This window comes from Peptostreptococcus faecalis (assembly GCF_900240845.1).
GTDB lineage: Bacteria > Bacillota > Clostridia > Peptostreptococcales > Peptostreptococcaceae > Peptostreptococcus > Peptostreptococcus faecalis.
This window is the reverse complement of the sequence record NZ_OERU01000001.1, coordinates 839,185-865,273: the sequence shown is the minus strand read 5'-3', so window position 1 is coordinate 865,273 and position 26,089 is coordinate 839,185. Positions and strand designations below refer to the sequence as shown.

General features: G+C 29.1%; 21 protein-coding genes. 16 read left to right on the top strand and 5 right to left on the bottom strand.

Annotated elements, in window-relative coordinates; all coding sequences use genetic code 11:
• Positions 1-3 precede the first annotated feature (3 nt).
• From ftsH to C0982_RS03980, 3 genes are read left to right on the top strand one after another with little or no spacing between them, the layout of a single operon-like run.
• Positions 4-1,908 carry an ATP-dependent zinc metalloprotease FtsH gene (ftsH, locus tag C0982_RS03990; protein ID WP_101772924.1) on the top strand — a complete coding sequence of 635 codons (1,905 nt, stop codon included), beginning with the start codon at positions 4-6 and terminating at the stop codon, positions 1,906-1,908.
• A complete protein-coding gene (locus C0982_RS03985; RefSeq protein ID WP_101772923.1) occupies positions 1,886-2,365 on the top strand; it encodes a DUF2628 domain-containing protein in 480 nt (159 codons plus the stop codon). Before ftsH ends, C0982_RS03985 begins: the two co-directional genes overlap by 23 nt.
• Before the next feature lie 17 nt (positions 2,366-2,382).
• Complete coding sequence (locus C0982_RS03980; protein ID WP_101772922.1) at positions 2,383-2,952, top strand: thymidine kinase; 570 nt, start codon at positions 2,383-2,385, stop codon at positions 2,950-2,952.
• A gap of 53 nt (positions 2,953-3,005) precedes the next feature.
• On the opposite strand, the gene lexA is transcribed toward C0982_RS03980, so the two are convergent.
• Entirely contained in the window at positions 3,006-3,644 is a 639-nt protein-coding gene (gene lexA / locus C0982_RS03975) for a transcriptional repressor LexA (RefSeq protein ID WP_101772921.1), read from the bottom strand.
• Between the two features lie 72 nt (positions 3,645-3,716).
• Positions 3,717-4,856 (bottom strand): tyrosine-type recombinase/integrase, encoded by a 1,140-nt coding sequence (locus C0982_RS03970; protein ID WP_101772920.1) that lies wholly within the window; start codon positions 4,854-4,856, stop codon positions 3,717-3,719.
• A 168-nt stretch (positions 4,857-5,024) separates the two neighbouring features.
• Between C0982_RS03970 and C0982_RS03965 the strand changes: the two genes are divergently transcribed.
• The 5 genes from C0982_RS03965 (at position 5,025) to C0982_RS03945 (ending at position 13,234) form a co-directional block, all read left to right on the top strand.
• Positions 5,025-6,077, top strand: a complete 1,053-nt coding sequence (locus C0982_RS03965; protein WP_101772919.1) for a threonine aldolase family protein — start codon at positions 5,025-5,027, stop codon at positions 6,075-6,077.
• Between the two features lie 188 nt (positions 6,078-6,265).
• Positions 6,266-8,941: a DNA mismatch repair protein MutS gene (mutS, locus tag C0982_RS03960; RefSeq protein ID WP_101772918.1), complete on the top strand. Its 2,676-nt coding sequence runs from the start codon at positions 6,266-6,268 to the stop codon at positions 8,939-8,941.
• Positions 8,942-8,950: 9 nt separating this feature from the next.
• On the top strand, positions 8,951-10,963 hold the full coding sequence (gene mutL / locus C0982_RS03955) for a DNA mismatch repair endonuclease MutL (protein WP_101772917.1): 2,013 nt from the start codon (positions 8,951-8,953) through the stop codon (positions 10,961-10,963).
• Between the two features lie 18 nt (positions 10,964-10,981).
• The gene (miaA, locus tag C0982_RS03950; protein ID WP_101772916.1) at positions 10,982-11,917 is read left to right on the top strand and encodes a tRNA (adenosine(37)-N6)-dimethylallyltransferase MiaA; all 936 of its coding nucleotides are present in this window, start codon (positions 10,982-10,984) and stop codon (positions 11,915-11,917) included.
• Positions 11,918-11,959: 42 nt separating this feature from the next.
• Positions 11,960-13,234 (top strand): methionine gamma-lyase family protein, encoded by a 1,275-nt coding sequence (locus C0982_RS03945; protein ID WP_101772915.1) that lies wholly within the window; start codon positions 11,960-11,962, stop codon positions 13,232-13,234.
• Between the two features lie 74 nt (positions 13,235-13,308).
• On the opposite strand, the gene C0982_RS03940 is transcribed toward C0982_RS03945, so the two are convergent.
• Entirely contained in the window at positions 13,309-13,806 is a 498-nt protein-coding gene (locus C0982_RS03940) for a prolyl-tRNA synthetase associated domain-containing protein (RefSeq protein ID WP_101773220.1), read from the bottom strand.
• A 657-nt stretch (positions 13,807-14,463) separates the two neighbouring features.
• On the opposite strand from C0982_RS03940, the gene nrdD reads away from it, so the two are divergent.
• The 7 genes from nrdD (at position 14,464) to C0982_RS03905 (ending at position 21,902) form a co-directional block, all read left to right on the top strand.
• Positions 14,464-16,584 carry an anaerobic ribonucleoside-triphosphate reductase gene (nrdD, locus tag C0982_RS03935; protein WP_101772914.1) on the top strand — a complete coding sequence of 707 codons (2,121 nt, stop codon included), beginning with the start codon at positions 14,464-14,466 and terminating at the stop codon, positions 16,582-16,584.
• 63 nt (positions 16,585-16,647) lie between these two features.
• Entirely contained in the window at positions 16,648-17,151 is a 504-nt protein-coding gene (gene nrdG / locus C0982_RS03930; protein ID WP_101772913.1) for an anaerobic ribonucleoside-triphosphate reductase activating protein, read from the top strand.
• Between the two features lie 155 nt (positions 17,152-17,306).
• Positions 17,307-17,624, top strand: coding sequence for a Fe-S cluster assembly protein HesB (locus tag C0982_RS03925; protein WP_101772912.1), 318 nt, complete (start codon positions 17,307-17,309; stop codon positions 17,622-17,624).
• Between the two features lie 128 nt (positions 17,625-17,752).
• Entirely contained in the window at positions 17,753-18,490 is a 738-nt protein-coding gene (gene trmB / locus C0982_RS03920) for a tRNA (guanosine(46)-N7)-methyltransferase TrmB (RefSeq protein WP_101772911.1), read from the top strand.
• Positions 18,491-18,518: 28 nt separating this feature from the next.
• On the top strand, positions 18,519-19,346 hold the full coding sequence (locus C0982_RS03915; RefSeq protein WP_101772910.1) for a hypothetical protein: 828 nt from the start codon (positions 18,519-18,521) through the stop codon (positions 19,344-19,346).
• Between the two features lie 238 nt (positions 19,347-19,584).
• Complete coding sequence (locus C0982_RS03910; protein ID WP_101772909.1) at positions 19,585-20,340, top strand: MerR family transcriptional regulator; 756 nt, start codon at positions 19,585-19,587, stop codon at positions 20,338-20,340.
• Between the two features lie 215 nt (positions 20,341-20,555).
• Positions 20,556-21,902: a C1 family peptidase gene (locus tag C0982_RS03905; RefSeq protein WP_101772908.1), complete on the top strand. Its 1,347-nt coding sequence runs from the start codon at positions 20,556-20,558 to the stop codon at positions 21,900-21,902.
• Between the two features lie 549 nt (positions 21,903-22,451).
• On the opposite strand, the gene C0982_RS03900 is transcribed toward C0982_RS03905, so the two are convergent.
• The gene (locus C0982_RS03900; RefSeq protein ID WP_101772907.1) at positions 22,452-23,207 is read right to left on the bottom strand and encodes an AAA family ATPase; all 756 of its coding nucleotides are present in this window, start codon (positions 23,205-23,207) and stop codon (positions 22,452-22,454) included.
• Between the two features lie 329 nt (positions 23,208-23,536).
• Here C0982_RS03900 and C0982_RS03895 point away from each other — a divergent pair, with 329 nt between their 5' ends.
• Complete coding sequence (locus C0982_RS03895) at positions 23,537-24,940, top strand: cell wall-binding repeat-containing protein (protein WP_101772906.1); 1,404 nt, start codon at positions 23,537-23,539, stop codon at positions 24,938-24,940.
• Positions 24,941-25,090: 150 nt separating this feature from the next.
• Here C0982_RS03895 and bioB read toward each other — a convergent pair whose 3' ends face one another.
• Positions 25,091-26,038, bottom strand: coding sequence for a biotin synthase BioB (bioB, locus tag C0982_RS03890; RefSeq protein WP_330399773.1), 948 nt, complete (start codon positions 26,036-26,038; stop codon positions 25,091-25,093).
• Positions 26,039-26,089: the final 51 nt, after the last annotated feature.

Sequence of the window (26,089 nt, the reverse complement as noted above, 5' to 3'; positions counted from 1 at the left end):
TAAATGAATAACGATAAAAAACCAAATTATAATTTTGTTTGGTTTTACGCTGCTTTATTAGGGATAATACTACTCTTTAATGCATTCTTAGTGCCAAATTTCGAAAAGAAAAAAACAACGGAAGTTGGCTATGGAACATTTGTGCAAATGCTTAAAAATAAGGAAGTTAGCAGTGTTGACATAAAAGAAAATAAAATATCTTTTAAAACAAATAAAAAGGATGATAAAAACATGTATATAACTGGTAAAATGGAAGATCCAAATTTAGTTGAAGAACTAGAAAAATCCGGAGCTAAATATGGTAAGGAAATTCCTTCAGAAAATACACCTATCTTTTACTTTATAATGTCTTGGGTTCTGCCATTTTTAATTATATGGATGATTGGAAGATTCCTTATTAAAAATATGAGTAAAAAAATGGGCAGTGGCGGTGGAATGATGTCCTTTGGAAAAAGCAACGCTAAATTGTATGTGAAATCTACAGGTGTGAGTTTTTCTGATGTAGCAGGACAAGATGAAGCAAAGGAAGCTCTTACTGAAATTGTTGACTTTCTACATGCACCAGAAAAATACACATCTATAGGGGCGAAAATGCCTAAGGGAGCGCTATTAGTAGGGCCTCCAGGTACGGGGAAAACTTTACTTGCCCAAGCCGTTGCAGGTGAGGCAAAAGTTCCATTTTTCTCAATATCTGGATCAGAATTTGTTGAAATGTTTGTTGGAATGGGTGCTTCAAGAGTAAGAGATTTATTCAAACAAGCAAAAGAAAAAGCTCCTTGTATAGTGTTTATAGATGAAATAGATGCTATCGGTAAAAAAAGAGATACAAACTTTGGAGGCAACGATGAAAGGGAGCAAACTCTAAACCAATTACTAAGTGAAATGGATGGATTTGAAGACGGTATTGGGATTGTCATTTTAGCCGCTACAAATAGACCAGATTCTCTTGATAATGCACTTTTAAGACCAGGAAGATTTGACAGACGTATACCAGTAGAACTTCCAGACTTAAAGGGTAGAGAATCAATATTAGAAGTTCATAGTAAAAACATAAAAAAATCTGATGATATAGACTTCAATCAGGTTGCAAGAGCTACTTCAGGTGCATCTGGAGCAGAACTAGCCAACATAGTTAATGAGGCAGCACTAAGAGCTGTTAGACTTGGAAGAAGTACGGTAATGCAAGAAGATTTAGAAGAGTCTGTAGAGACTGTAATTGCAGGATATCAGAGAAAAGGCGCTGTCATAAACGAAAAAGAAAAAAGAATAGTAGCCTACCATGAAGTTGGTCATGCATTAGTTGCTGCTGCTGGTAAACATTCTGCACCAGTACATAAAATAACTATTATACCTAGAACTTCAGGTGCTTTAGGATACACACTTCAAGTTGAAAAAGATGAAAAATTCTTGATGACTAAAGACGAAGCACTTGATAATATTACGACATATACAGGTGGTAGAGCAGCAGAAGAATTAATATTCAATACAAAAACGTCTGGTGCATCAAATGATATTGAGATGGCTACTAAGATAGCTAGATCAATGGTAACAAGATTTGGTATGGATGATAATTTTGGAATGGTTGCACTTGAAACAGTAAACAATAGATATCTAGGAGGAGATACTTCTCTAGCTTGTTCCCCAGAAACCTCTTCAATAATAGATAAAACTGTAATAGAAATAGTAAAAAATTGTCATGAAAGAGCAATTAACATATTAAGAGAAAATGAAGAGAAGCTTCATGAAATTTCTGAATATCTGCTTAAAAATGAAACAATAACAGGTGAAGAATTTATGGATATATTAGAAAGTAAATATATAATTACTTCTAATCCAAATTCAGAAACAGAAGCTAAAGAAAATACTGTAGAAGAGGAACAGAATAATGAAGAAGAAAAAAGTATATAATGAATACAAGAATGAAATAGAAATTGATGATTTAGTTGAGACGAATCTAGAATACTATAAACCTCTTTTCGATAAATTCGAAAAGGAGGGAAAAGTAAAATCTTTTAATCTGTATGCACTGCTTTTTGCACCATACTGGTACATATACAGAAAAATGATATTTAAAGGTATTCTTTTAATCGGATTTCAAGCTATATTAGCTACTTTTGCTTATTCTATTAAATCACCTTTATTTATTGGTTTGTTTTTACTATCATTTTTGCTATACGTCAGAGCTGGATATTATGGTAACTATGATTATTACAAAAATGTTCTTAAATTACAGTCAATGGGAAATACAGTAGCAGTAAAATTCAGACATAAATTTATGAATGACAAATCAGGTGTAGATCTATATATGACAACAATATGGATATTCACTTCAATTGCATTATATGCAGCAGTAGTATTTTTATAGTAAGAAAAGGAATTAATATGGCTAAGTTATATTTTTATTATGGAGTGATGGGAAGTTCTAAAACAGCAAATGCTCTAATGGTTCATTACAATTATCATGAACGTGGGAAGAAAGCACTTCTTGTCAAGGCAGATATCGACGTTAGAGATGGAAGTAATATTATAAAATCTAGAATAGGTCTTAATCATGAATGTGAATTACTTTCTAATATACTAAATTATTCAAATTCTCAAATTAAAAAATATGATTGTATTATAGTAGATGAAATTCAATTTGCAACAAAAAAAGAAGTGGATTTTTTATCAGACATAGTAGATGTATGTGAAGTCCCAGTGATGTGTTATGGGCTAAGGGCTGATTTTAAGAATGAACCATTCGAAGGCTCAGAAAGACTTATTATACTAGCTGATGAAATTCATGAAGTAAAGACAGTTTGTTGGTGTGGATCAAAGGCTACATGTAACGCGAGATACAATGAAAATGGAATTGTTAGAGAAGGAGAGCAAATTGAACTTGGAGCAAATGATAAATATATAGCTCTTTGCAGAAAACATTATAAAGAAGGAAATATCGGAAACGAAAAATAAATTAATAAAGACACATAAAAATCAGTGAAAATAAAAATTCACTGATTTTTTTTCTATAAAACTCTAAATACTCCTGTAACTACGCCTATTATTTTGACTTGTTCAGGTGAAAAAATCATAGGATCATAAAGTGAGTTTTCAGGTTTTAATATTATTTGATTATCTGTTTTTTGCAAAGTTTTTACTGTTGATGTGTCTTCATCAATTAATGCCACGACTATTTTTCCGTTAGGAGGGGCGATGTTAGAAGAATCTACAACAATATAGTCACGATGGAATATACCAGCTTCTACCATGCTATCTCCTTCCACTCTCAAAACGAAACAATTATTTCCCTTTACGTGGGATGCTGGAAGTGGAAGATGTTCTTCGATATTCTCTTCAGCAAATATTGGTTGACCTGCGGCTATACGGCCTACCACAGGTATATTAAGTATTTCTGTATCAAATGAATTTGATGGGGAATCTTCAAAATTTTTATCTAGTATTTCTATAGCTCTTGGTTTGGTAGGGTCTTTTCTGATATATTTATTTTTTTCTAAGCTGTTGAGTAGAGAAAATACTGTAGATGTAGATTTGATATCTAAAGCTTTGCATATTTCTCTAACTGAAGGAGGATATCCCTTTTCTCCAGTATGTTCTTTTAAAAATTTTAAAACAGTTATTTCTTTGTTGTTTAAGTCTTCATACATCAAAAATACCTCCACATTTTGATTTTATTATATATTGTGATTATAACATATAATAAACATGTGTTCAAGAAATTATACATCACCTTTTTTTCCAAGAGGATTTTCTTCGTCCAGCCAGTTGAAGTTTTCTATTACATCTCTTTTTAAATTTTTTCTATGAGCTGCATATAGCTGAGTTGTGGTTACATTATCGTGATCCATAAGATTTTGAACATCATATATAGAAAAACCAGTTTCAATCAAAGATGTAGCCGCAGTTGCACGTAGTTTGTGCGGAGAATAGCCCTTTTCTCTAGCGGTATTCATACCGATAGAAGTATATTTTTTTACTAATTCTCTTATAGATCTTGAGGTCATTCTTTTTTTCTGTAGAGATATAAAAAGCGCATCTTGGTCTTCTTCTAGTATTTGATCTTCCTCTGGTCTCTCGAATTCTATGTATTCTTTGATGACGCTTTCGCAAGTTTTGTTGATAGGCATTAAGACTTCTTTCCCTCTTTTTCTATATATCATAAATTCACCTCGGGAAAAATTAAATGAGCTGATATTTAATTCTCTTAGTTCATTTAATCTCAATCCGTATGTTACAAAAAGAACTAGTATAGCCCTATCTCTTAATTTTGTTTTTGTCCAATATTCCTTCTCTTTTTCACTTAGTCCGTTTCCTGTTTCAACAGCATCTAACATTATTGAAACCTCATCTATTTCCATTCTTTTAATAGAGTCTGGTTGGGGCTTTGGCAACTTTATAGGATTAAATCCGCTAGTAATATCGTTAGGAAGTTGTTCATTTCTAAATAAAAATTTAAATAAAGTTGATAGACTAGACTTTTTTCTAGCCAAAGATTTATTATTATTTTCGTAAAGGACTTTATCATTATTCACATTTTTGTAATATCTATTGCAATAATCTCCTAAAAAAAGATTTACATCTCTAGCAGTTATTTCGCTGAATTCATCTAAAGTTATATCTGATATTTTTGAAGCACTCGTAAATAAGTCACTTTCTATTAAGTAATTGCAGAAAAATTTAATATCTATTAAATATGCTCTTCTTGTAGTGACAGCCACAGATCCTCTAAGGTATACGCAATAGTCTTTCATGAATCTCGGTAGTTCTGATTCTAAATTTTTACATTCATCTATAATATCACTCTCTCTAATAACAATGTTATCAGGTTTAGAGGATTTATTGTTTATTTTTTTTGCCAACAGGTACACATCCTCTCTTTATTTTTCTTTATTTTTTTTTAATATACTTATTATTATATCAAAAAAATTGATTGTATGTTAATTTCAGAAAAAAAATAAAATTTAGTCTTTTCTAATCGGATTTATTGTGTTAATCTAATACTAAAAACAATTCGGGGGGATAGGAAAATGTTGAAATTTGAAATTGATTATGCTGAAGGATGTCTTGATGAAATTTTAAATGAGTTGGTAAAGACCAATATGGTTCAAAGTGATGGATATAGACTTGACAACTATTGTAAATCTGCTAGTGAAAAAATTAAAGAGGCTTGCAACTGTGAATATCTAGATGTACATTATTTGGTTGGCGGTACTCAAACTAATAAAGCTGTGTTAGATACAATCTTAAGACCATATGAAGGTGTTGTATCTCCATTGTTAGGACATATAAATGTTCATGAGGCTGGAGCAATTGAAGCAGGGGGGCATAAGGTTCTAGCTTTGTCGAATGAAGATGAAGTTATTGATAGTGAAGGGAAACTATCACCAGTTGTATTAGAAAACTATCTGAGTGCACACAAAGAAAAAGATGACTGGCATATGGTTGAACCAGGTGCTGTATATATATCTCAACCTACTGAAAGAGGAGCGCTTTATACAAAGGACGAGCTGATCCAAATTAGTTCAATTTGTAAAAAATTTAATCTGCCTCTTTTCGTAGATGGAGCAAGATTGTCTTATGCTTTAGCATCTGATAAAAATGACGTAACTTTAGAAGATTTAGCAAAATATTGCGATATATTTTATATAGGTGGTACAAAATGCGGTTCTTTATTTGGAGAAGCAATCTGTTTTACAAACGATAAATACAATAAAGGATTTGACCGTGTTTGTAAACAGAAAGGGTCAATTTTAGCTAAGGGACGTTTATTAGGGCTTCAGTTTGATGTATTATTTACTGATAATTTATATATTGAAGCTAGTAAAAAAGCATGTGAATACGCACTAAGAATAAAAAATGCATTTGAAAAAAAAGGAATTGAATTTATTGCAGACTCATATACCAATCAGCAATTTCCAAAATTATCAAAAAAACAGCAAAAAATATTAAATGACGATGGAATTACATTCTGCACAGAATGCAAGATCGATAATGAAAACGATGTAGTTAGATTTTGTACTAGTTGGGCAACTCAGGAAGAAGCTGTAAAAACATTAGAAAATAGCATAAACAAATTTTAATTTTTTATACTGTATTTTTAAGTCGGAATAATTTATAAATAGTTTATTCATTGATTTTTACATTAACAATTTTATTTATACTTACTTTTCAAACACACCTTATAATATTGATATTTATAAGGTGTGTTTATATTATACATATTTTTATGATATAATAAAGTTTTAGAACGTGAATGTGGAGGTAATGTATGAAAATAGATAAAGATAAACTCTCTCCGATGATGAGAAAATATATAGATACAAAAGAAGAACATTCTGATTGCATACTTTTTTACAGACTAGGTGATTTTTATGAGATGTTTTTTGATGATGCTCTATTGGCCTCTAAGGTTTTGGATATTGCTCTTACAGGAAAGGCATGTGGTCTTGAAGAAAGAGCGCCAATGTGTGGAGTTCCATATCATTCTGCCTCTTCTTATATAAATAAACTAATTGAATCTGGATATAAAGTTGCGATTGCTGAGCAAGTTGAAGACCCAGCTACAACAAAAGGACTGGTAAAAAGAGAAGTCGTAAAAGTAGTAACACCTGGAACGTTGATTGAAGATGATTCATTAGAAAACACTAAAAATAATTATTTAATGTCAATTTTTATTTCTGATGAAGGCTCTGCAGTATCATATGTGGATATAAGCACGGGTGAATTAAGTGTGACTAATATAGATATAAAGAAGATTAAGGATGAAATAGCAAAAATTTCACCATCAGAAATCATAGTTAATAAGACTTCTTTTATTGATGAAATTAAGTCTCTTTCAGAAATGGCAAATATATATATAAATGAAAATATTGATGAAAAGATTTTAGAAAAAGAAGTTCTATATACAGTCTTTAGTAGTGAATATCTATTAGATTTAGGTATTAAAGATGATAAAGCCCTTGAAACATCACTATCTATGGTATTAAACTACATAAAAAGTACACAGATGAAAAACTCTACTAATCTGAGCAGAATTAATGTATATAATTCAAATGATTATATGATTTTGGACCCATTTACTCGGGCTAATCTTGAACTCACAAAAACCCTTAGAAGTTCAAAGAAAAAAGGTTCTTTGTTGCAAGTTTTAGATGCGACTTCAACTCCAATGGGAGCAAGGATGTTGAGAAAATTTATAGAACAACCGCTTACAAATAAAAACAGCATTGAATATAGGTTAAATATTACAAATGATATAAAAGAAAACTTCATTTTACGTGAAGAGTTAAAGGACTCCCTTTCTAAAATATTTGACTTGGAAAGGATATGTGCTAAGATTGCATATGACAGCGTTAGTCCAAAAGATTTAATAAATCTAAAAAATAGCATTAGATCTATTCCTCATATAATTGAAATAATTGATGGCTCCGAATCTATTATCTTGAAAAACTTTATTGAAAACATAGATACTTTGAGTGATATATATTTAAAGATAGAAGAGTCTATTCTCGAAGAACCATCTATGAACATAAAAGAAGGTAATATAATAAAAAGTGAATATTCAGAAGATCTAAAAGATCTAAGAGATATTTCAGAAAATGGATCATCTATAATAAAAGAAATCGAAAAAAAGGAAAGAGAACGAACTGGTGCAAAGACTTTAAAAATCGGATATAATAAAGTCTTTGGATATTATCTAGAAATTACAAAGGCAGCACTTTTACAAGCTAATATATCAGATGAATATATTAGAAAGCAAACTTTAGTTAATGCAGAACGCTTTATTACTCCAGAGTTAAAAGAAATTGAAGATAAAATAATAAATGCTCAAGACAAAATAAAAGAAATAGAGTATGAAATATTTAAAACTATAAGAATCTTTATATATGAGAATTTAGAAAGGATTCAAAGAGTTGCTTCTATTATTGCAGAAATGGATGTATATGTTTCAAATGCTATAATTGCGAATAAATATAATTATGTAAAGCCAAATATAAATACAAATGGAACATTAGATATAAAAGACGGACGACATCCAGTAATTGAGCAAATTATGGGGAATGAAAACTTCATATCAAACGATATATTTATTAATCAAAATAATATTGTAAACATAATTACAGGTCCAAATATGTCAGGAAAATCAACTTACATGAGACAGGTTGCTTTGATATCACTTATGGCTCATATAGGAACTTTTGTTCCTGCAAGCTATGCAGATATACCTGTAATGGATAGAATTTTTACAAGAGTTGGAGCTAGTGACGATTTGTCACAAGGTCAGTCTACATTTATGGTAGAAATGGACGAAGTAAGTCAAATTTTAAGATATGCAACAAAAAATAGCTTAATAATATTAGATGAGATTGGTAGAGGAACAAGCACATATGATGGTATATCACTTGCATGGTCAATTGCAGAATATATTCATGATAGTATAAATGCTAAAACATTATTTGCAACACATTACCATGAACTCACTGAATTGGAAAGTAAGTATGATAATATAAAAAATTATTCCATAGAAGTCAAGGAAGACGGAGATAATATAGTATTTCTAAGAAAAATCATCCCAGTAGCTGCAGATAGAAGTTATGGTATATATGTAGCAAAACTAGCAAAATTGCCTCAAAAGGTTTTAAAACGAGCAGGGGATATACTTTCTGATTTAGAAAAAAATCATATATATAATGCTACTTCTCTATGTAACTTAAATGATGCAAACGAAGTAAAAGAAGATAGTGGAATAGAAGAAGATGTAATCATTAATAATAATGAAGTAATCATTGAAAATAATGAAAAAAATCTCGAAATCAAAGAAAATGAAAAATATAAAACATTGGTAGATGAATTGGTATCAGTTGATATAATGAATTCAACACCTATGGATATGATGAATGCATTGTATAATTTACAAAAAAAGGCAAAAGATATTATTGAATAAGGAGAACAAATGTCTAAGATAAATGTATTGAGTGAAAGCACAATTAACAAAATAGCAGCTGGAGAAGTTATTGAAAGACCTTCTTCAATAATAAAGGAATTAGTAGAAAACTCAATAGATGCTGGCTCTAGCACTATTTCAATCGAGATAGTGAATGGGGGCAAAGACTTAATTAAAATAATTGATAATGGATCAGGAATACATCCAGATGATGTTAACAAGGCTTTTATGAGACACGCTACTAGTAAAATCCAAAGAGTAGAAGATCTTTCTTATTTGAGCTCTCTTGGTTTTAGAGGAGAAGCATTGGCTTCTATTGCTGCTGTTTCAAAATTAGATATGATTACAAAAACTAATGACGAGATGATGGGAACTAAGATAATTATTAACGGTGGTAAAATTGTTTCAAAAGAGCCTGTCGCATGTAATAACGGTACAATCATTAGTGTGAACGAACTTTTTTACAATACACCTGCAAGAAAAAAATTCCTAAAATCTAACCACTCTGAAACTATTGCAATTACAGATTTGCTGAATAAACTATGCCTAGGTAACTCAAATATAAAATTCAAATATATAAACAATGGAAAAACTGTATTTGAGACAATCGGTGACGGAAGCCTTAGCAATGCTATAAGACTTATATACGGTAAGGATGTAAGTGACAACTTAATAAAACTAGACTACGTTTCAGAACATTTTAAAATCGACGGATTTATGGCGAATAATAATATATACAGGTCAAATAGAAATTTGCAACATATTTATATAAATGGAAGATATATAAAGAGTTCTAATATTATGAACATAATAAATGACTCATATAAATCAATTATACCTATTAATAAATTTCCTGTTTACTTTATAAACTTAAGTATTGATCCTTCTACAATAGATGTAAATATACATCCTAACAAGCTAGAGGTTAGATTTGATAAAGAAGAACAAATTTTATCTGACTTGAGTGACTATATAAGAGGATTGTTATTAAAAAATAGTTTAGTTGGTAAATATAAACCATCTTTTACAAAAAAAGATGATTTATATCAAAGTAAAAATGAGTACAAGGTATTTGATAGTTTCTCATATTCAAAAAACGAACAAGAAGCAGACTTAAAAGATAGCAAAGAGTTCGTATCTCATGACAAAGTTAAAGAAGATAATATAAATAGTTATGACTCACATTGTCATGATAGTTCAAAAAATACTCCAAAAGAGTTTAAAGAACTAGAAGTAGTAGAAAAGATAAGAATCAATGAGCAAATAAATAATGAAAATAAAATAAAAAAATTCACTGCAATAGGAGAACTTAAATCCAATAACATTGATAATAGCCTTGAAAATCATTATGATGATAGTAATTTAACCAAAGAAACAATTAATACAAAAAGTACTTATGATGATAAATCTCAAATGACTCTATTTGAAGAGTCTGCTAGGGATAATTCCTTTAAAAATCTTAAGTATGTTGGTATAGTATTTGATACGTATATATTATTTTCAAAAGGTGACAAGATGATAATGATGGATCAACACGCTGCTCATGAGAGAGTTCAATTTGAAATGTATATGAACAAATTCAAATCAGATTCGGTGAGCATCCAAATGTTAATAGACCCTATAGTAATGCAGCTTAATCCAAGTGATATGTTGACTGTTTCTAAGAAAACAGAAGAGTTTAAAAAATTTGGATTTATAATAGAAGAATATGGATATAAGGATATAAGCATAAGAGGCGTACCAAACACATTCGGTTATCCAGAAAGCGAAAGATTTGTGCTAGAATTAATTGATAATTTTAATAAAATAGATAATATATATGAAACTAAATATGATGATATTGCTGAAATTGCTTGTAAGTCGGCAATTAAAGCTAATGATAAGATAAGTTATGAAGAGTCTTTAGAACTTGTAAATCAACTTGAAAAATGTGAAAATCCATATACGTGTCCGCATGGAAGACCAATAATGGTGAGTATGACCAAATATGATATAGAGAAAATGTTTAAAAGAAAAATGTAAAGAGAAGAGGTGATATTAGTGGAGCTAGATCCAGTTATTATACTGACGGGACCCACTGCAGTAGGAAAGACAAAACTATCCATAGAATTAGCAAAAAGATTGAATGCAGAGATAATATCTGCAGATTCTATGCAAATATATAAATATATGGATATTGGTAGTGCAAAAATTACAGAGCAAGAAATGGATGGAGTAAAGCATCACTTAATAGATATAGTAAATCCTGATCAAGAGTTCTCAGTTTCTGACTTTAAAGAAATTGCCGAAAAAAAAATAAAGGATATACAAGATAGAGGTAATGCGGTAATCATAACAGGCGGTACAGGTCTTTACCTAAATTCTATAATTTATGATATGGATTTTGGTGAAACAAAGTCTGATGAAGGCCTTAGAAAAGAGCTGTCTGACATATTAGAAGAAAAGGGGAAGAATCACTTGCACAATATGTTAAAGGATCTCTCTCCAGAGTCGGCTAAAAGAATACACCCAAATAACACAAATAGAGTAATTCGAGCAATTGAAGTTTATAAACTAGGAGGTGAAATGAAAGATTTTTCAAGAGATTTGAAAATGAATAAAAACATTAACTCTAAAATCATTGTTCTTTCAAGGGATAGAGAAGTACTTTATGAAAGAATTAATAAAAGAGTAGAAATTATGTTAGAGCAAGGGCTTATAGATGAAGTTAAATCATTGGTAAATATGGGGTATACTAAAGAACTGACATCTATGAAGGCAATTGGATATAAAGAAATAATAGAGTACATTGAAGGTAATATTTCTTTGGAGGATGCCATAGATAAGGTAAAACAAAATTCTAGGAGATACGCTAAAAGACAAATAACTTGGTTTAAAAAGTACAACACAGCTTTGCAACTTGATTTAGACAATATACAAAGCGTAGAAAAACAAATAGATGAAATTAATGTATTTATCGATCAAAAAAACATATAAAATAATTCAATTATAAATAATTGTTAATATACGGAGGATTTAATGTTAAAAGAAACAGAAGAACTATTATTAAAAAAATATGGCATCAAAAGAGAAATTTTTGAACTGTCAAAAGAGGTCGATAAAGACATAAAAGATCAATTTGAACGACTAATAGAAATAAGGGAATACAATCAATTAAAAGTATTAAATGCCATGCAAGAAGCCAATTTAAGCGACAATCATTTCAACTGGACAACGGGTTATGGTTATAATGATTTAGGTAGAGAAAAAACTGAAGAAATTTATTCTAGAGTATTTAATGCAGATGATGCTTTAGTTAGACCTCAGATAGTAAATGGAACACATGCGCTGTCTCTTACAATACAGGGAATTGTAAGACCGGGAGACGAAATTCTATCAATTACTTCTGCTCCATATGACACTCTTCAAGGAGTAATTGGTATAAGAGAAGAAAAGGGGTCTTTAAAAGAGTTTGGTGTTACATATAAGCAAGTAGAATTTTTAGAAGATGGAAACATAGATATAGAGGGTGCGAAAAAAGCAATAAACGAGAAAACAAAGTTGATAATGATTCAAAGGTCTAAGGGATATGCTTGGAGAAAATCATTAAATATAGATGATATAAAAGAAGCAATAGAGGCGGTAAAATCTGTTAAAGATGATATTATAGTAATGGTAGATAATTGCTATGGAGAATTTTTAGAAACCAAAGAGCCAACAGATGTAGGTGCTGATGTTATGGCTGGTTCTCTTATCAAAAATCCAGGTGGAGGATTAGCTTTAGCAGGAGGATATATTGTCGGTAAAAAAGATATAATAGAAATGATATCTTATAGACTTACTGCACCAGGTATTGGTAAAGAATGTGGTCTAATGTTTGGAACTACTAGAACAATATTGCAAGGACTATTTATTGCTCCATATGTTGTATCACAAGCTGTAATGGGAGCTATATTCTGTTCAAGGTTATATGAGAAGCTAGGATACAAGGTAAATCCTAGATACGATGACGAGAGAAGTGATATAATTCAAATTGTACAGCTTAATAATGCAGAAGAAGTGATAAATTTCTGCGAAGGTGTCCAAAAAGCTGCTCCAGTAGATTCTTTTGTTACTCCAGTTCCTTGGGATATGCCTGGATATAAGGACGATGTAATTATGGCTGCAGGAGCCTTTGTTCAAGGATCTTCTATAGAATTGAGTGCAGATGCACCTATAAGAGAGCCTTTTAATGTTTATTTCCAAGGTGGAATAACATATGATCACTCGAAAATGGGATCGCTAAAAGCATTGGAAAGTATGAATATATTATAATAAATTGTAAAATAAAAATCCAACCTTTGATACGTTAATTTATCTGAGGTTGGATTTTATTATTTAATTAAATTTTATAAGTCTATTGGATTTATAATTACTCCAATGCCGTTTAAGTATTTTTTTATACCATCAAGTGAAATAGTAACTGTTTTAGAATTTGTGTTTGGATGAAAATTCAAGTCGTCACCAGTTAAAACATTTTTGTCAATATAAAAAGTAACTTCTTTTTCTGTATCGTTTAAAAGAGAAAATGGGTTTACAGATCCAGGTGTAAGTCCAAGTACTTTCATAAGTCTTTCTGAAGAAGCAAAAGATAATCTAGTAGAACCTATTTTATCTTTCAATTCTTTGATGTCTATGTCCGCATCATCTTTTGCAGTTACAAGATAATATTTATCTCCCTTAGCATTTCTTAAGAAAAGGTTTTTACAGTGTATACCATGAGCCCTGTCTTTTATTAGTTCTAAATCTGCTGCTGTATATACTGGTTCATGTTCTATGACACTATATTTGATACCTAGTTCATCTAATTTGTCATAAACTTTTTGTTCATTTTCTATTGTGTTCATATTTCCCTCCGCATTCACTATAATATATGTATTTATTATTTCAATATCAAAATTATAACATATATATTTCTTATATTCAATAAAACCAAGATTCATAGAATATATATCCATATATAGTATCCATCTTTTGATTATAATAAGAATAGACTATATATAGTCATAAAATTATATTAAAATACGGAATTTTTTATGTTTAAATTTATTTTGGATTGTATCAATTAGTATTAAAAGGTTTGAGTTAAATGTTATGATTATTATTATTTTTTATAAATAAAGTCAAGACTTTTTTTAATAAAATAGAACTTGTTTTATTTTATAATTTAACGTATACTAAATAGCGTGGACACAATATATTGTGTATACAAGATAAAAAAAGACCACATATTGTATTTTGCTATAATTGAGACTTTTTTGAAAAGATCATCAAAACATCTATAACAAGCATAATTCATGGTTTTATTTTTATAAGTAAGCTCATTAATTTTTAGAATTTATATAGAAAACGTGAGATTTAATAGTTTTATTTTTTTAGAAAATACAAATTTTATCAAAAATATTTAATCCGCATACATAATAAATAGTATTTAAAGATTAAATATTTGTTTTTTTGGTATTTTATAAATATTAGATAATTATAGAAAGAGAGAGTGTATTGTGATGCAAGTAATTAAAAGAGATGGGACGACTGTTCCTTTTGACAGATCAAAAATAAGAATAGCAGTTGAAAAAGCAATGAAAAATGGAAGTGGTCTTTACCATCCAGATATAGCAGAAGCAGTTGCTAGAGATTGTGAGAACAGTTTTTCCAATTCAAACGAAACTCCAACAATTTATAAAATTGAAGGATATGTTTATGACAGATTAATTCATTACAATCACAGTGAAACAGCTAGAGCCTACGAGGGATATAGAGCAGTTCAACAATTTAAGAGACAAGTTAATACTACAGATGACTCTATATTAGAATTGATGAAAAAATCAAACGAAGATGTAATGATGGAAAATTCAAATAAAAATGCTATAATTTGTTCTACTCAAAGAGACTTAATTGCTGGAGAAGTATCTAAAGATATTGCTAGAAGAAAACTTATTCCTCCGCACATAGTGCAAGCTCATGACGAAGGTGCTATTCACTGGCATGATATGGATTATACATTACAGCCGATATTTAACTGTTGTCTAATAAACATAGAAGATATGCTTGACAATGGTACTGTAATTAATGAAAAAATGGTTGAAACTCCAAAGTCATTTTCTACAGCATGTACAGTTACTACTCAAATAATGGCACAGGTTGCTAGTAATCAATATGGTGGTCAGAGTATAACTATCAAGCACCTTGCACCATATTTAAGAAAGACTAAAGAAAAATTCTATAAGATGTACCTAGATAAGTACGGTGATGAAAATCTAGCTGAAGAAATATCAGAAGATATGATGATGAAGGATTTAAAAGATGGTGTTCAAACAGTAAGATATCAGCTTTCTACATTGATGACTACCAATGGTCAGGCACCATTTGCAACAATATACTTAGAAATAGAAGTTGGAAATGAATATGAGAGAGAAATGGCTCTTATATGCGAAGAAATGATTTTACAAAGACTAGAAGGAATGAAAAACTATAAAGGTCAAAATGTTGGTGAAGCATTCCCTAAATTAGTATATTTATTAGATGAACACAATTGTCTAGAAGGTGGAAAGTATGATTATATAACTAAGCTATCAGCAGAATGTACTGCAAAGAGATTAGTTCCTGATTATCAAAGTGCAAAGATTATGAGAAAAAATTATGAAGGATGTACTTTCCCTCCTATGGGATGTAGATCGCATCTTTCACCATGGAAAGATGATTCTGGAGAACATAAATGGTATGGAAGATTTAATCAAGGAGTAGTATCTCTAAATTTACCACAGATTGCGATCCTTTCTAATGGAAAAATGGGTCAATTTTGGAATATACTAGATCAAAGATTAGAACTTTGTAAATATGCCCTTTTATGTAGACACAATATGCTACTTGGAACTCTTTCAGATGTTTCACCTATACACTGGCAACATGGAGCAATAGCTAGACTTGAAAAAGGGGAAAAAATAGATTCTTTATTAAAAGATGGCTATTCAACTCTTTCACTAGGGTATGTTGGAATATATGAAATGGTGTATGCTATGCTAGGAATTAGCCACACAACACCAGAAGGAGAAAGATTTGCCATAGATGTAATGAGACATATGAAGGATGCTTGTGATAGATGGAGAAATGAAACTGGCTTAGGTTTTAGTGTGTATGGGACACCTGCGGAATCTTTAGTATATAGATTCTGTAGAATAGACAAAGCGAGATTTGGAGATATTGAAGGTGTAACTGATAAACTTTACTATACAAACTCATACCATGTAAATGTGTGTGAAGAAATTGATGCATTTAGCAAGCTTTCATTTGAAGCACAGTTCCATGGTATATCTACAGGAGGTTGTATTTCATATATAGAAGTTCCTGATATGTCAAAGAACTTGGAAGCTGTTGAACAGATGATAAACTATATATACCATAATATTCAATATGCAGAAATCAATACAAAGCCGGATGTTTGTTATAAATGCGGATACACAGGTGAAATACAATTAGATGAAAATCTAGAGTGGTATTGTCCATCTTGTGAAAATAGAGATCAAGATGAAATGCAAGTAATGAGACGTACTTGCGGATATATAGGAACAAATTTCTGGAACAAGGGGCGTACACAAGAAATTGGAGACAGAGTTCTTCATTTATAATAGCTTTGCTTTTAAAAATACCAGCTCCAAAGTACATTTTATGTATTTACAAAGGAGATAACAATGAGATATAACAAAATTAGAAAATACGATGTTGCCAATGGTCCAGGAGTAAGAGCTACAATTTTCGTTTCAGGATGTACTCACAAATGTGAAGGATGCTTTAATGAAGAATTACAAGATTTTAATTCGGGAAATGCTTGGACAAAGGAATTGGAAGATGAGTTTATAGATAACTTGAAAAATCCAGTAATTGTTGGTATCAATGTACTAGGTGGAGAACCTCTACAACAAATTTTTGATGATTCGCTGCTAGACTTATTGGCTAGAGTAAAAAAAGAATTTCCTGATAAAACAATTTGGATGTGGACAGGAGATTTATTCGAAGAGGCTATAGAAAACGAAAAGAAGCTAGAGCTTATCAAATTAGTAGATGTTCTAGTAGATGGACTATTTGAACTAGAAAAAAGAAATATAAAACTTAAATACAGAGGTTCAGAAAACCAGAGAATCATTGATATAAAAGAGACCTTTAAGCAAGGAAACCTAGTTACTTTAGAATATTAGGGACTTTCAAAGTTGAGGAAATATCTTTTACATAGATGTTATAGTATGATATAATACTCTTAGTGATTATTATACTCAAAAATGGATATACTATTAATAGGTGTATTAGGTTTGAATATTATATAAAAATTTGTAATAAAAAGGAGATAGATGAAATGAAAGTAGAAGCAGCTCAAACAGCTTTAGATGTTTTAAAAGAAATCGTTGAAGAACAAACAGATCAGCCTTCTTCAATAAGAATGTACTTTGCAGGTGCAGCTTGCTCAGGACCATCTTTTGGATTGGCTTTAGATGAAAAGAAAAATAGTGACTTGTCATATAATTTAGGTGATTTAGAATTCATAATGGATTCTCAGGAATATAAAGAATTCGGAGATATGTTAATAGAAGATATCGGTGGAGGATTCAGAGTTATACCTGAAAAACTTAAAGATATGGAAAGTGGATGCGGAAGCTGTTCTGGTTGTCACTAAAAAATATTAATACTAAAAGGACTGTTTATCAGTCCTTTTTTTGACTAAATATTTATTTTAGGTTATCATTAAGAAAAAATTAAACTTTAATTTATAATATAAGTATAAAAGGTTCGGGAGATTTTGTAATGAGAAGAAGAAAGAGAAAAGGATTTGAAGAAAGACTACTGTCAAACAGCGACTATGTAATAAACGGCATGGTTGAACTATCTATAGAAAACTCTGATAAGGTTGATAATAATTTCAACAAATTTGATTATAGAACACCTATAGAAGATGAAGTATATAATAATATAAAAAAATATAGAGGATCTTGGAATAAAGTCTTTAAAAATGAAAATCCTATATATTTAGAGGTTGGTAGTGGAAGAGGACAATTTATTACCACTTTAGCACAATTAAATCCAGACATCAATTTTATAGCATTAGAGATAAAAGAAGAAGTTCTTCTTAGAGCACTAGAGAAAGCTATAGACAAAAATCTTAATAATATAATATTTTTATGGGGTAGCGTTGAAATGCTAGATCTATATTTTGATGACAGAGAATTATCGAGAATTTATATAAATTTTTGTGATCCATGGCCAAAAAAGAGAAATGCTAAAAAAAGATTAACACATGGTAATTTCTTGGAACTATATAGATTGAAACTTGCAGATGGAGAAATTCATTTCAAGACAGACAGCAAGGAATTATTTGAGTTTAGTTTGAATCAATTCTCAGAAAATGACTGGAAATTAAAAAATATAACGCTAGATTTAGAAAACAGTGATTTTAAAGAAAATGTAGAAACTGAGTACGAAGAAAAGTTCAGAAAGCTAGGTAAGCCTATATATAGACTAGAAGCTAAAGATAATCGCAGGTAAACTTATAAAGGTATAGAAGAGGTTTATTATGAATTTAGAAATTTTATTAAATCAATTTAAGATGTCTTTTATTTATACAACTGAATTTGTATTAATGTTGCTAGTTTTTGGTGTAATATTCAACTATGTAGAAAAGAAAAATTCATCATCAATATACAGGGTTTTTGGATTCAATGGATTGATTATTACTGGTCTTATTGGTACTGTCATTCATGAATTTAGTCATATACTCTTCTGTATTATATTTAGACATAGAATATTAGATTACTCTTTATTTAGACCTTACAAAAGCAGATATGATGGGGTAATGGGATATGTTAATCATAGCTGTAATACTAGGAGTTTGTATCAAATGGTAGGTAACTTTTTTATAGGAATTGCACCCATAATATTTGGAATCACTTTTTTAATATTATCTATGTGGATTCTTCTACCTAATGAATTTCACAATGTATTTCAGACTTTTAATGAAAATATGACTTATATGGCTAATATAAATAGCATCAAAGACTCAATAAATATATATATTACAATTGTATTATCAATAATAAATAATTTGAATCCGTTTAAAAGCCATAATTATCTGTTATATATTATATTTATTTATATAGCTTATTCTGTTACAACTCATATGGATTTAAGTAAAGAAGACATTAATAATAGCAAAGTTGGATTTTTTGTTTTTTTTGCTACAGTTTATTTGGTTAATTTTATTTTTTTACTTTTAGGAATAAAATATCAAATTTTTTTATTAAAAGTAACTGTTAGTATTATATCCTTTTTAACAGTAGGTCTTCTATTCGCGATTATAACAATGCTTATATCAAATATAATAGAAATGTTTTTAACACATTAGCTTTAATATAAATAAAAAACAGTTTTATAATGGTGTAAATAAAACATCCATGGTTATATATAAATATGAATATTTGCTATGTATAAACATGGATACTCTTTAAAATAAAATATATTATAAGGATATAATGAGATTATTTTCTCATTGTATCCTTTTTTTATTAAAATTAATACAAAATATTGACATTAACGTTACGTAATAGTTTATTATTAATAATATGAACAGGAGGTGATAATTTATGGAGTATAGCATAAATGAACTTGCAAAACTATCTGGAATAACGACTCGAACACTAAGATATTACGATGAGATAGGTATTTTATCTCCTAACAGAATCTCAAGTAATGGATACCGTATATACGGACAAATTGAAGTAGACTTATTACAACAAATTCTATTTTACAGAGAACTTGAAATTCCCCTTTCAGATATAAAAAAAATACTTACATCTAAAAATTTCGATAAAAAAGCATCATTGGAAAATCATTTATCTCAACTAGAAAAAAAGAGAGATCAGATTGAACTACTAATAAAAAACTTAGAAAAAACTATATTAACATTAAACGGAGGAATTAAAATGACTGATAAAGAAAAATTTGAAGGCTTTAAGAAAAAAGAAATTGAAAAGAATGAAGAAAAATATGGTAAGGAAATGCGATCACTATACGGGGACGAGACTATAGATAAAAGCAATTCAAAGTTTGAAGGAATGACTCATGATCAATATTTAGACTATGAAAAAACAAAAGAAAAAATGGAAAATTTACTTAAGAGGGCAGTAGAAGAAGGGAATCCTTCAAGTGATGTATCCAAAGAGATGTGTGAGCTGCATAAAAAAAAGATTTGCTTTTTCTGGAGTAAATATTCAAAAGAAGCACACATGGGATTAGCACAGATATATGTAGATGATCCACGCTTTAATGAATATTATGAAAAGATAGTAAAAGGAGGAGCAGTTTTTTTAAGAGATGCAATAAATATATATTGTAAGTAAAGTAGGAAATTATATATATCATAAAAATAATAGATAACATAAAATTATAGTGAAAATATATTAAGTTCTAATGCAGATCACTAACGCATATACATATAAGAGAAGAGTTTTTTGATAGTGATTTAAAATATTAGTTGATAATTGATATGTCATCTCAATTATAGTATAATTATATATGTAAATGTAATACTATAAAATAGTTGTGAGGTGTAAGAATGGAAATAAAAAAATCTTTTTTAGAAAACATGGAATCTGATTTCAAGTCAAATCGTGCTAACAGAGTAGCACAGAGAGCTGCAATGAACAATGGAATAGTAGAAGCATCTGTAAACAGGTTTGAAGGTGATTCGAACAGACATGAATTCAATGTGAATCTTAAAGATACAGAAATAAGAAATCAAAAAAGGTCTGGCAGATGTTGGATGTTTGCAGCACTTAATGTTATGGAGTATAAACTTTGTAATAAGTACAATCTAAAGAATTTCGAACTATCTCAAAACTATACTTTGTTTTATGATAAATTAGAAAGATGTAATTATTTTCTAGAGTCTATATACAAAACAATGGAAGAAGATTTAGATTCCAGATTAGTTTCTCATATTTTAACTGATCCAATGGGAGATGGTGGTCAATGGGATATGCTTAAAAATATCATTAAAAAATATGGCGTAGTACCTAAATACTCAATGCCTGAGACACAAAATTCTTCTGACACGACATCTTTAAATACATATTTGACAAAACTGCTTAGAATGTATGCTAAAAATCTTAGAAAAGCAAATGAAGACAATGCAACTTCAGAAAAAATAGAAGAAATGATCAATTCATATATGAAGGAAATCTATAATGTTTTATCAATAGCACTAGGTACACCTCCTAAATATATTGATTTTGAAGCAAGAGATAAAGATGATAATTTCATATCTTATAAAAATTTAAGCACTACAGAATTTTACAATAAATTCATAGAAATGGATCTTGATGACTATATATCTATAATCAATGCTCCAACAAATGATAAACCTTATTACAAATCATATACAGTTCAATTCTTGGGAAATGTTGTTGAGGGAGACGCTGTGAAATATGTAAATGTTCCAATAGGTGATATGAAAAAATCAATATTAAGACAGCTTCAAGATGATGAACCAGTGTGGTTTGGATGTGATGTAGGCCAATTCTTTAATAAAAAAGGTTCAAGATTAGATCTTGAAACTGTAAGAGTTGACGATTTATTAGGTGTTGAGTTTGATTTTAACAAAGAAGACAGACTAGATTATAAGGAGTCATTAATGACACATGCCATGGTATTTATGGGATGCAATTACGACGAAGAAAACGACAAAATAGATAGATATAGAGTTGAAAATTCATGGGGAAAAGAATCAGGATATAATGGATTTTTAGTTATGAGCGATGAATGGTTTGACGAATATATGTATCAAGCGTTGATAAACAAAAAATTCTTATCGGATAAAATTATAAAAGCATACGAAGAAAAACCAATAGAGCTTAAACCGTGGGATCCTATGGGAGCACTTGCAAAAATTTCCGACTTATAAACATAAAAATATAAATAAAGCGCAAAAAAAGATGACTACATTTATAGCCATCTTTTTTATATTGTAATATTGTAGGTCAAATTACATAGACAATATAAAAGAGGGAAGAAATAAATTCTTTAAAATAAAGATGTAAATAAAAATAAAGATGTAAATATTTTTTTATTATATCTAAAAATTATAGATTTTAGATATAACATCACATGAATGGAGGATATATATATAATGCATAACTATTCCTTAAATGTATATTTTGGGAATAGTTATGTGGCGCTATCATAAAATAGTCAATTATATGGTATTTTAAGCCTATATAGTAAAATATGTATTTTGTACATTTAATAATGCGTATATTTAAATTATGTTTTTATATTTATTATTTTTTTATAAATTTATATCTTCTAAGCATTCTGTTTATCAAGATTATATTCATAACGTATTAAAATAACTTTCGCTATATTAATATTAAATCTAATATGCACCTATGGTTTAATTCATTTTATTTATACAACTAATATTTTGTCACTCTCAATACACGTTTATTAATTGCTATTCACTAAATAAGTTTTTAATCATAACTTCGCTGTTTTCCATAAAAGCCCGTGTTATTATATAATGATCTGTTTCTTTTAGGTTAGTTTTTCTTATTAATCCTTCTTTCAGCTCGTAAATTGTTGAGTTTGGATAACTCATTAATATAGGCGAATGTGTAGATATAATAAATTGAGAATCATTAGTAACAAATTCTTTGATTAAGCATAAAAGTTGCATTAATCCTGTTGGAGATAATGAGGCTTCAGGTTCATCAAGTATATATACTCCATTGCCTAAAAAGCGATTTTTAATTAACTCTAACAGACCTTCACCATGAGATCTATCATGAAGGGATTTACCACCATAATAATCCAAAAGAGGAAATTCATTATCTAAATTATCTATTTCAGTGGAAACATTATAAAAGCTTTCTGCTCTATAAAAAAAGCCATCTTTAGACAGTTTAAAGCTTTTTGACAGCATTAGATGATCAAATAAATTTGAATGCGAATCTTTAGTACTAAAATTAAAATTTTTTGTGCCTCCCTCAGGATTAAAGCCATATGCTATAGCAATCGCTTCCAATAATGTTGATTTTCCTGATCCATTTTCTCCAACAAAAAAGGTTACTTCGTTACTAATTTCTATTTTTTCTTTGTTATTTATCATATTCTTTATTATTGGAATATTTACCTCATATGAATCATATTTGTTTTCGCTTATTTTTTCATTAATTTTATCATCAAAAAATATAGACTTTATAAATATCATCTTATCACCTCTTATCACCTCAATTATACGTACTTAAATAATGATTTATTAATAGTAGATTAAATATATTTTTATAATATATAAATAAAAGTACCGCTCTATAGTTTATTTTATCATACAATTATACTTTTATAGCATAATATTAATACTCTTTTATCAATATAATCATTATTATAATATAAACAATTGGCTATTAAATTTTTTAAAGAACATTAAAATGTTAATGTGAATCAGTTCATTATACTTGACTATTAACTAGATTATGGTATTGTTAATATGTGAAATAAATAAAATAACAAAAAAAATAAGCAATAAATAAGGAGAATTAAATGAATAAAGCAATACCTTTTGGAATAGCTTTTCTTATACTTTTGGCTACTCCACTAAATATTAATGCGACCGATAAAAACAAAGAATTGTATATTAATAAAATAGTTGGATCAGACAGATATGAAACAAACATAAAAACTATTGAAGAATCATTTGAAACTTCAGAATATGTTTCTATAGGAAATAACTTAGATATACAAGAAACTGTAAAAGCCTTAAACTACTCTATTAGTAAAGAGATACCTTTTTTACTGTCTCCAGATGGAAAAATAAATGAATCAATGCAAAGAGAAATTGATCGATTAAATGCTCTACCCATCACTAATGAAGATGATCCTAATATTTCAAAAAATGTGGTAATAATTAATCATACGAGTGATTTAATCAGCTCGATTGGATACGCAGTAAAAAATAAAGCAACAATTATATACAGTGATGGAACTAATCTTCCAAATTTAGCTAATTCAAACGTGCTGATTGTGGGCGGACTTGTAAAAAATGACAGCAATTATAATCAAATTATTGGAAACGATAGATATGAAACAAATAAATTACTAAATGAAAGAGAAACATTTAGCAAAGGCGTACTTGTAAGTGGTGAAAATAGCGCGGACTCGTTAAGTGCAGTAAACTTAGCTATTAAAAAAGGATATGGTATATACTTATCTTCTAAAGATGGATCGAACATCGATATTAATAACTCGAATGTCGATATTATGGTAGGTGGAGATATAAATATAGAAAGAAAGATTTTATACCTGACTCCACACCAAGATGATGAAATTTTGACAATGGGCCTGTCTCTATTAAGAGATATAAAAGATAATCCGAAACATACGTATTTAATGTTACTTACAGATGGTTCAAGCAGTAAAGCTATAAATAAAATAAACAGAGACCTAGTTGATAAAGGTTTACCTTGTATAACTCATAGGGACATGACTATTTCTAGAAATAAGGAAATGTTGGACTGTTTAGGTAGATTAAATATGCTTGAGTCAAATATCATAATAAAGCCATATGGGAATTTATATTTAAGTTCTAAGGATGTGGAATCCGAAATACATAATTTTCATAAAAAATATAAAAATATAGAATTAAAAACTCTATCAGCAAATTCATATGATCTATCAGACGGAATAGATGATCATACTTCTTGTAAAATTGGAGCATCAAAATACGGGTCAAAATACAATATAAATACTTACTTATTATCTGATACGGGAGGTAACTATTTATTAACACCGGATGAAGAAGAGTCGGATTTATTAAAATATGCCGCATTAGCATATGAAGTCTACGATATTGAAGAAAATAGATATGCAGTAGGTTATACAAGCGTTAAGAACTCATTCGATAATTTTAAAAAAGGTTTTTTTAATTTCGGATTAAATATTAATTAATACTTTAAAAGCAATTATAAATTACATAAAAAATAAAAAAGAGCAAATGCTCTTTTTTATTTTTTTTGCTGGTTTTATTTTTAGTTTTAATAATCAATCTTAACAGTAAGTTATTTAGATACGGATATAATCATAAATATATCTAATCAATTATATACAAAAATTCATTTTATTTATCATAGTTATATCTTCTTTAATGTTAATTCCAGAAGTTGTAAGCATATTTCCGGATATCATAGAGTCAATGCCAGCTTCTATTGCAAGTTCTCCTTTATCTCCGTAAATATTCCTTCCTCCTGCCAATCTTATACTAGTTTTAGGCATAATAAATCTAAATATAGCTATTGATCTTAGAACTTCCTCATAAGTCAATTTTGGGTTATTTTCAAAAGGTGTGTTCTTGATAGGATTTAATATATTTATAGGCACGGAATCTACTTCAAGTGATTTAAGCGTAAAGGCTAGATCTATTCTATCGTCCAAACTCTCTCCTAATCCGAATATCCCGCCACTACATACCTCAAGCCCTACTCTCTTTGCATTTTTAATTACCTTAACTTTATCATCAAAGCTATGAGATGTACAAATATTAGAGAAAAAACTACGTGAAGTTTCTAAATTATTATGATATCTTTTTACACCTATCTCCTTTAATTTTTTTAACTGTTCTATCGTTAAGAGTCCATTTGATGAACATAGGTGGATTGGACAGTTTTCTTTTATATAAGAAAATATACGGCATACTTTTTCAAATTCTTTTTTATTTAAGGTTTTACCGGATGTAACTAAAGAAAATCTACTAATTCCACTATTATAGCAGCTAATTGCAGATTTTAATGCAAATTCTCTATCTATAACACCATATTCTTCTATTCCAGTAATATAATAAGATGACTGGGCACAAAATTTACAATTTTCACTGCACTTTCCGCTTTTTGCATTAATTATAGTACAAAAATCAAAATTATTATTGTGATAATAATCTCTAATAATTTTTGCTGCGGAGATTAAATCGCTCAATTTACTTTCTTTCAAAATTTCGATGTCTTCTTTTGTAGCTAAATATCCGTTTAATATAGCCTCTTTTAATTCATTCAATTTACACACCTCTGTCTTTTCCTTTTTTTATATGTTGATAATATCATATAT

What these genes read in the sequence shown, in the direction of transcription:
- ftsH (WP_101772924.1), top strand. Translation starts at nt 4, where the DNA reads ATGAATAACGATAAAAAACCAAATTATAATTTTGTTTGGTTTTACGCT.
- C0982_RS03985 (WP_101772923.1), top strand. Translation starts at nt 1,886, where the DNA reads ATGAAGAAGAAAAAAGTATATAATGAATACAAGAATGAAATAGAAATT.
- C0982_RS03980 (WP_101772922.1), top strand. Translation starts at nt 2,383, where the DNA reads ATGGCTAAGTTATATTTTTATTATGGAGTGATGGGAAGTTCTAAAACA.
- lexA (WP_101772921.1), bottom strand. Translation starts at nt 3,644, where the DNA reads ATGTATGAAGACTTAAACAACAAAGAAATAACTGTTTTAAAATTTTTA.
- C0982_RS03965 (WP_101772919.1), top strand. Translation starts at nt 5,025, where the DNA reads ATGTTGAAATTTGAAATTGATTATGCTGAAGGATGTCTTGATGAAATT.
- mutS (WP_101772918.1), top strand. Translation starts at nt 6,266, where the DNA reads ATGAAAATAGATAAAGATAAACTCTCTCCGATGATGAGAAAATATATA.
- mutL (WP_101772917.1), top strand. Translation starts at nt 8,951, where the DNA reads ATGTCTAAGATAAATGTATTGAGTGAAAGCACAATTAACAAAATAGCA.
- C0982_RS03945 (WP_101772915.1), top strand. Translation starts at nt 11,960, where the DNA reads ATGTTAAAAGAAACAGAAGAACTATTATTAAAAAAATATGGCATCAAA.
- C0982_RS03940 (WP_101773220.1), bottom strand. Translation starts at nt 13,806, where the DNA reads ATGAACACAATAGAAAATGAACAAAAAGTTTATGACAAATTAGATGAA.
- nrdD (WP_101772914.1), top strand. Translation starts at nt 14,464, where the DNA reads ATGCAAGTAATTAAAAGAGATGGGACGACTGTTCCTTTTGACAGATCA.
- nrdG (WP_101772913.1), top strand. Translation starts at nt 16,648, where the DNA reads ATGAGATATAACAAAATTAGAAAATACGATGTTGCCAATGGTCCAGGA.
- C0982_RS03925 (WP_101772912.1), top strand. Translation starts at nt 17,307, where the DNA reads ATGAAAGTAGAAGCAGCTCAAACAGCTTTAGATGTTTTAAAAGAAATC.
- trmB (WP_101772911.1), top strand. Translation starts at nt 17,753, where the DNA reads ATGAGAAGAAGAAAGAGAAAAGGATTTGAAGAAAGACTACTGTCAAAC.
- C0982_RS03915 (WP_101772910.1), top strand. Translation starts at nt 18,519, where the DNA reads ATGAATTTAGAAATTTTATTAAATCAATTTAAGATGTCTTTTATTTAT.
- C0982_RS03910 (WP_101772909.1), top strand. Translation starts at nt 19,585, where the DNA reads ATGGAGTATAGCATAAATGAACTTGCAAAACTATCTGGAATAACGACT.
- C0982_RS03905 (WP_101772908.1), top strand. Translation starts at nt 20,556, where the DNA reads ATGGAAATAAAAAAATCTTTTTTAGAAAACATGGAATCTGATTTCAAG.
- C0982_RS03900 (WP_101772907.1), bottom strand. Translation starts at nt 23,207, where the DNA reads ATGATATTTATAAAGTCTATATTTTTTGATGATAAAATTAATGAAAAA.
- C0982_RS03895 (WP_101772906.1), top strand. Translation starts at nt 23,537, where the DNA reads ATGAATAAAGCAATACCTTTTGGAATAGCTTTTCTTATACTTTTGGCT.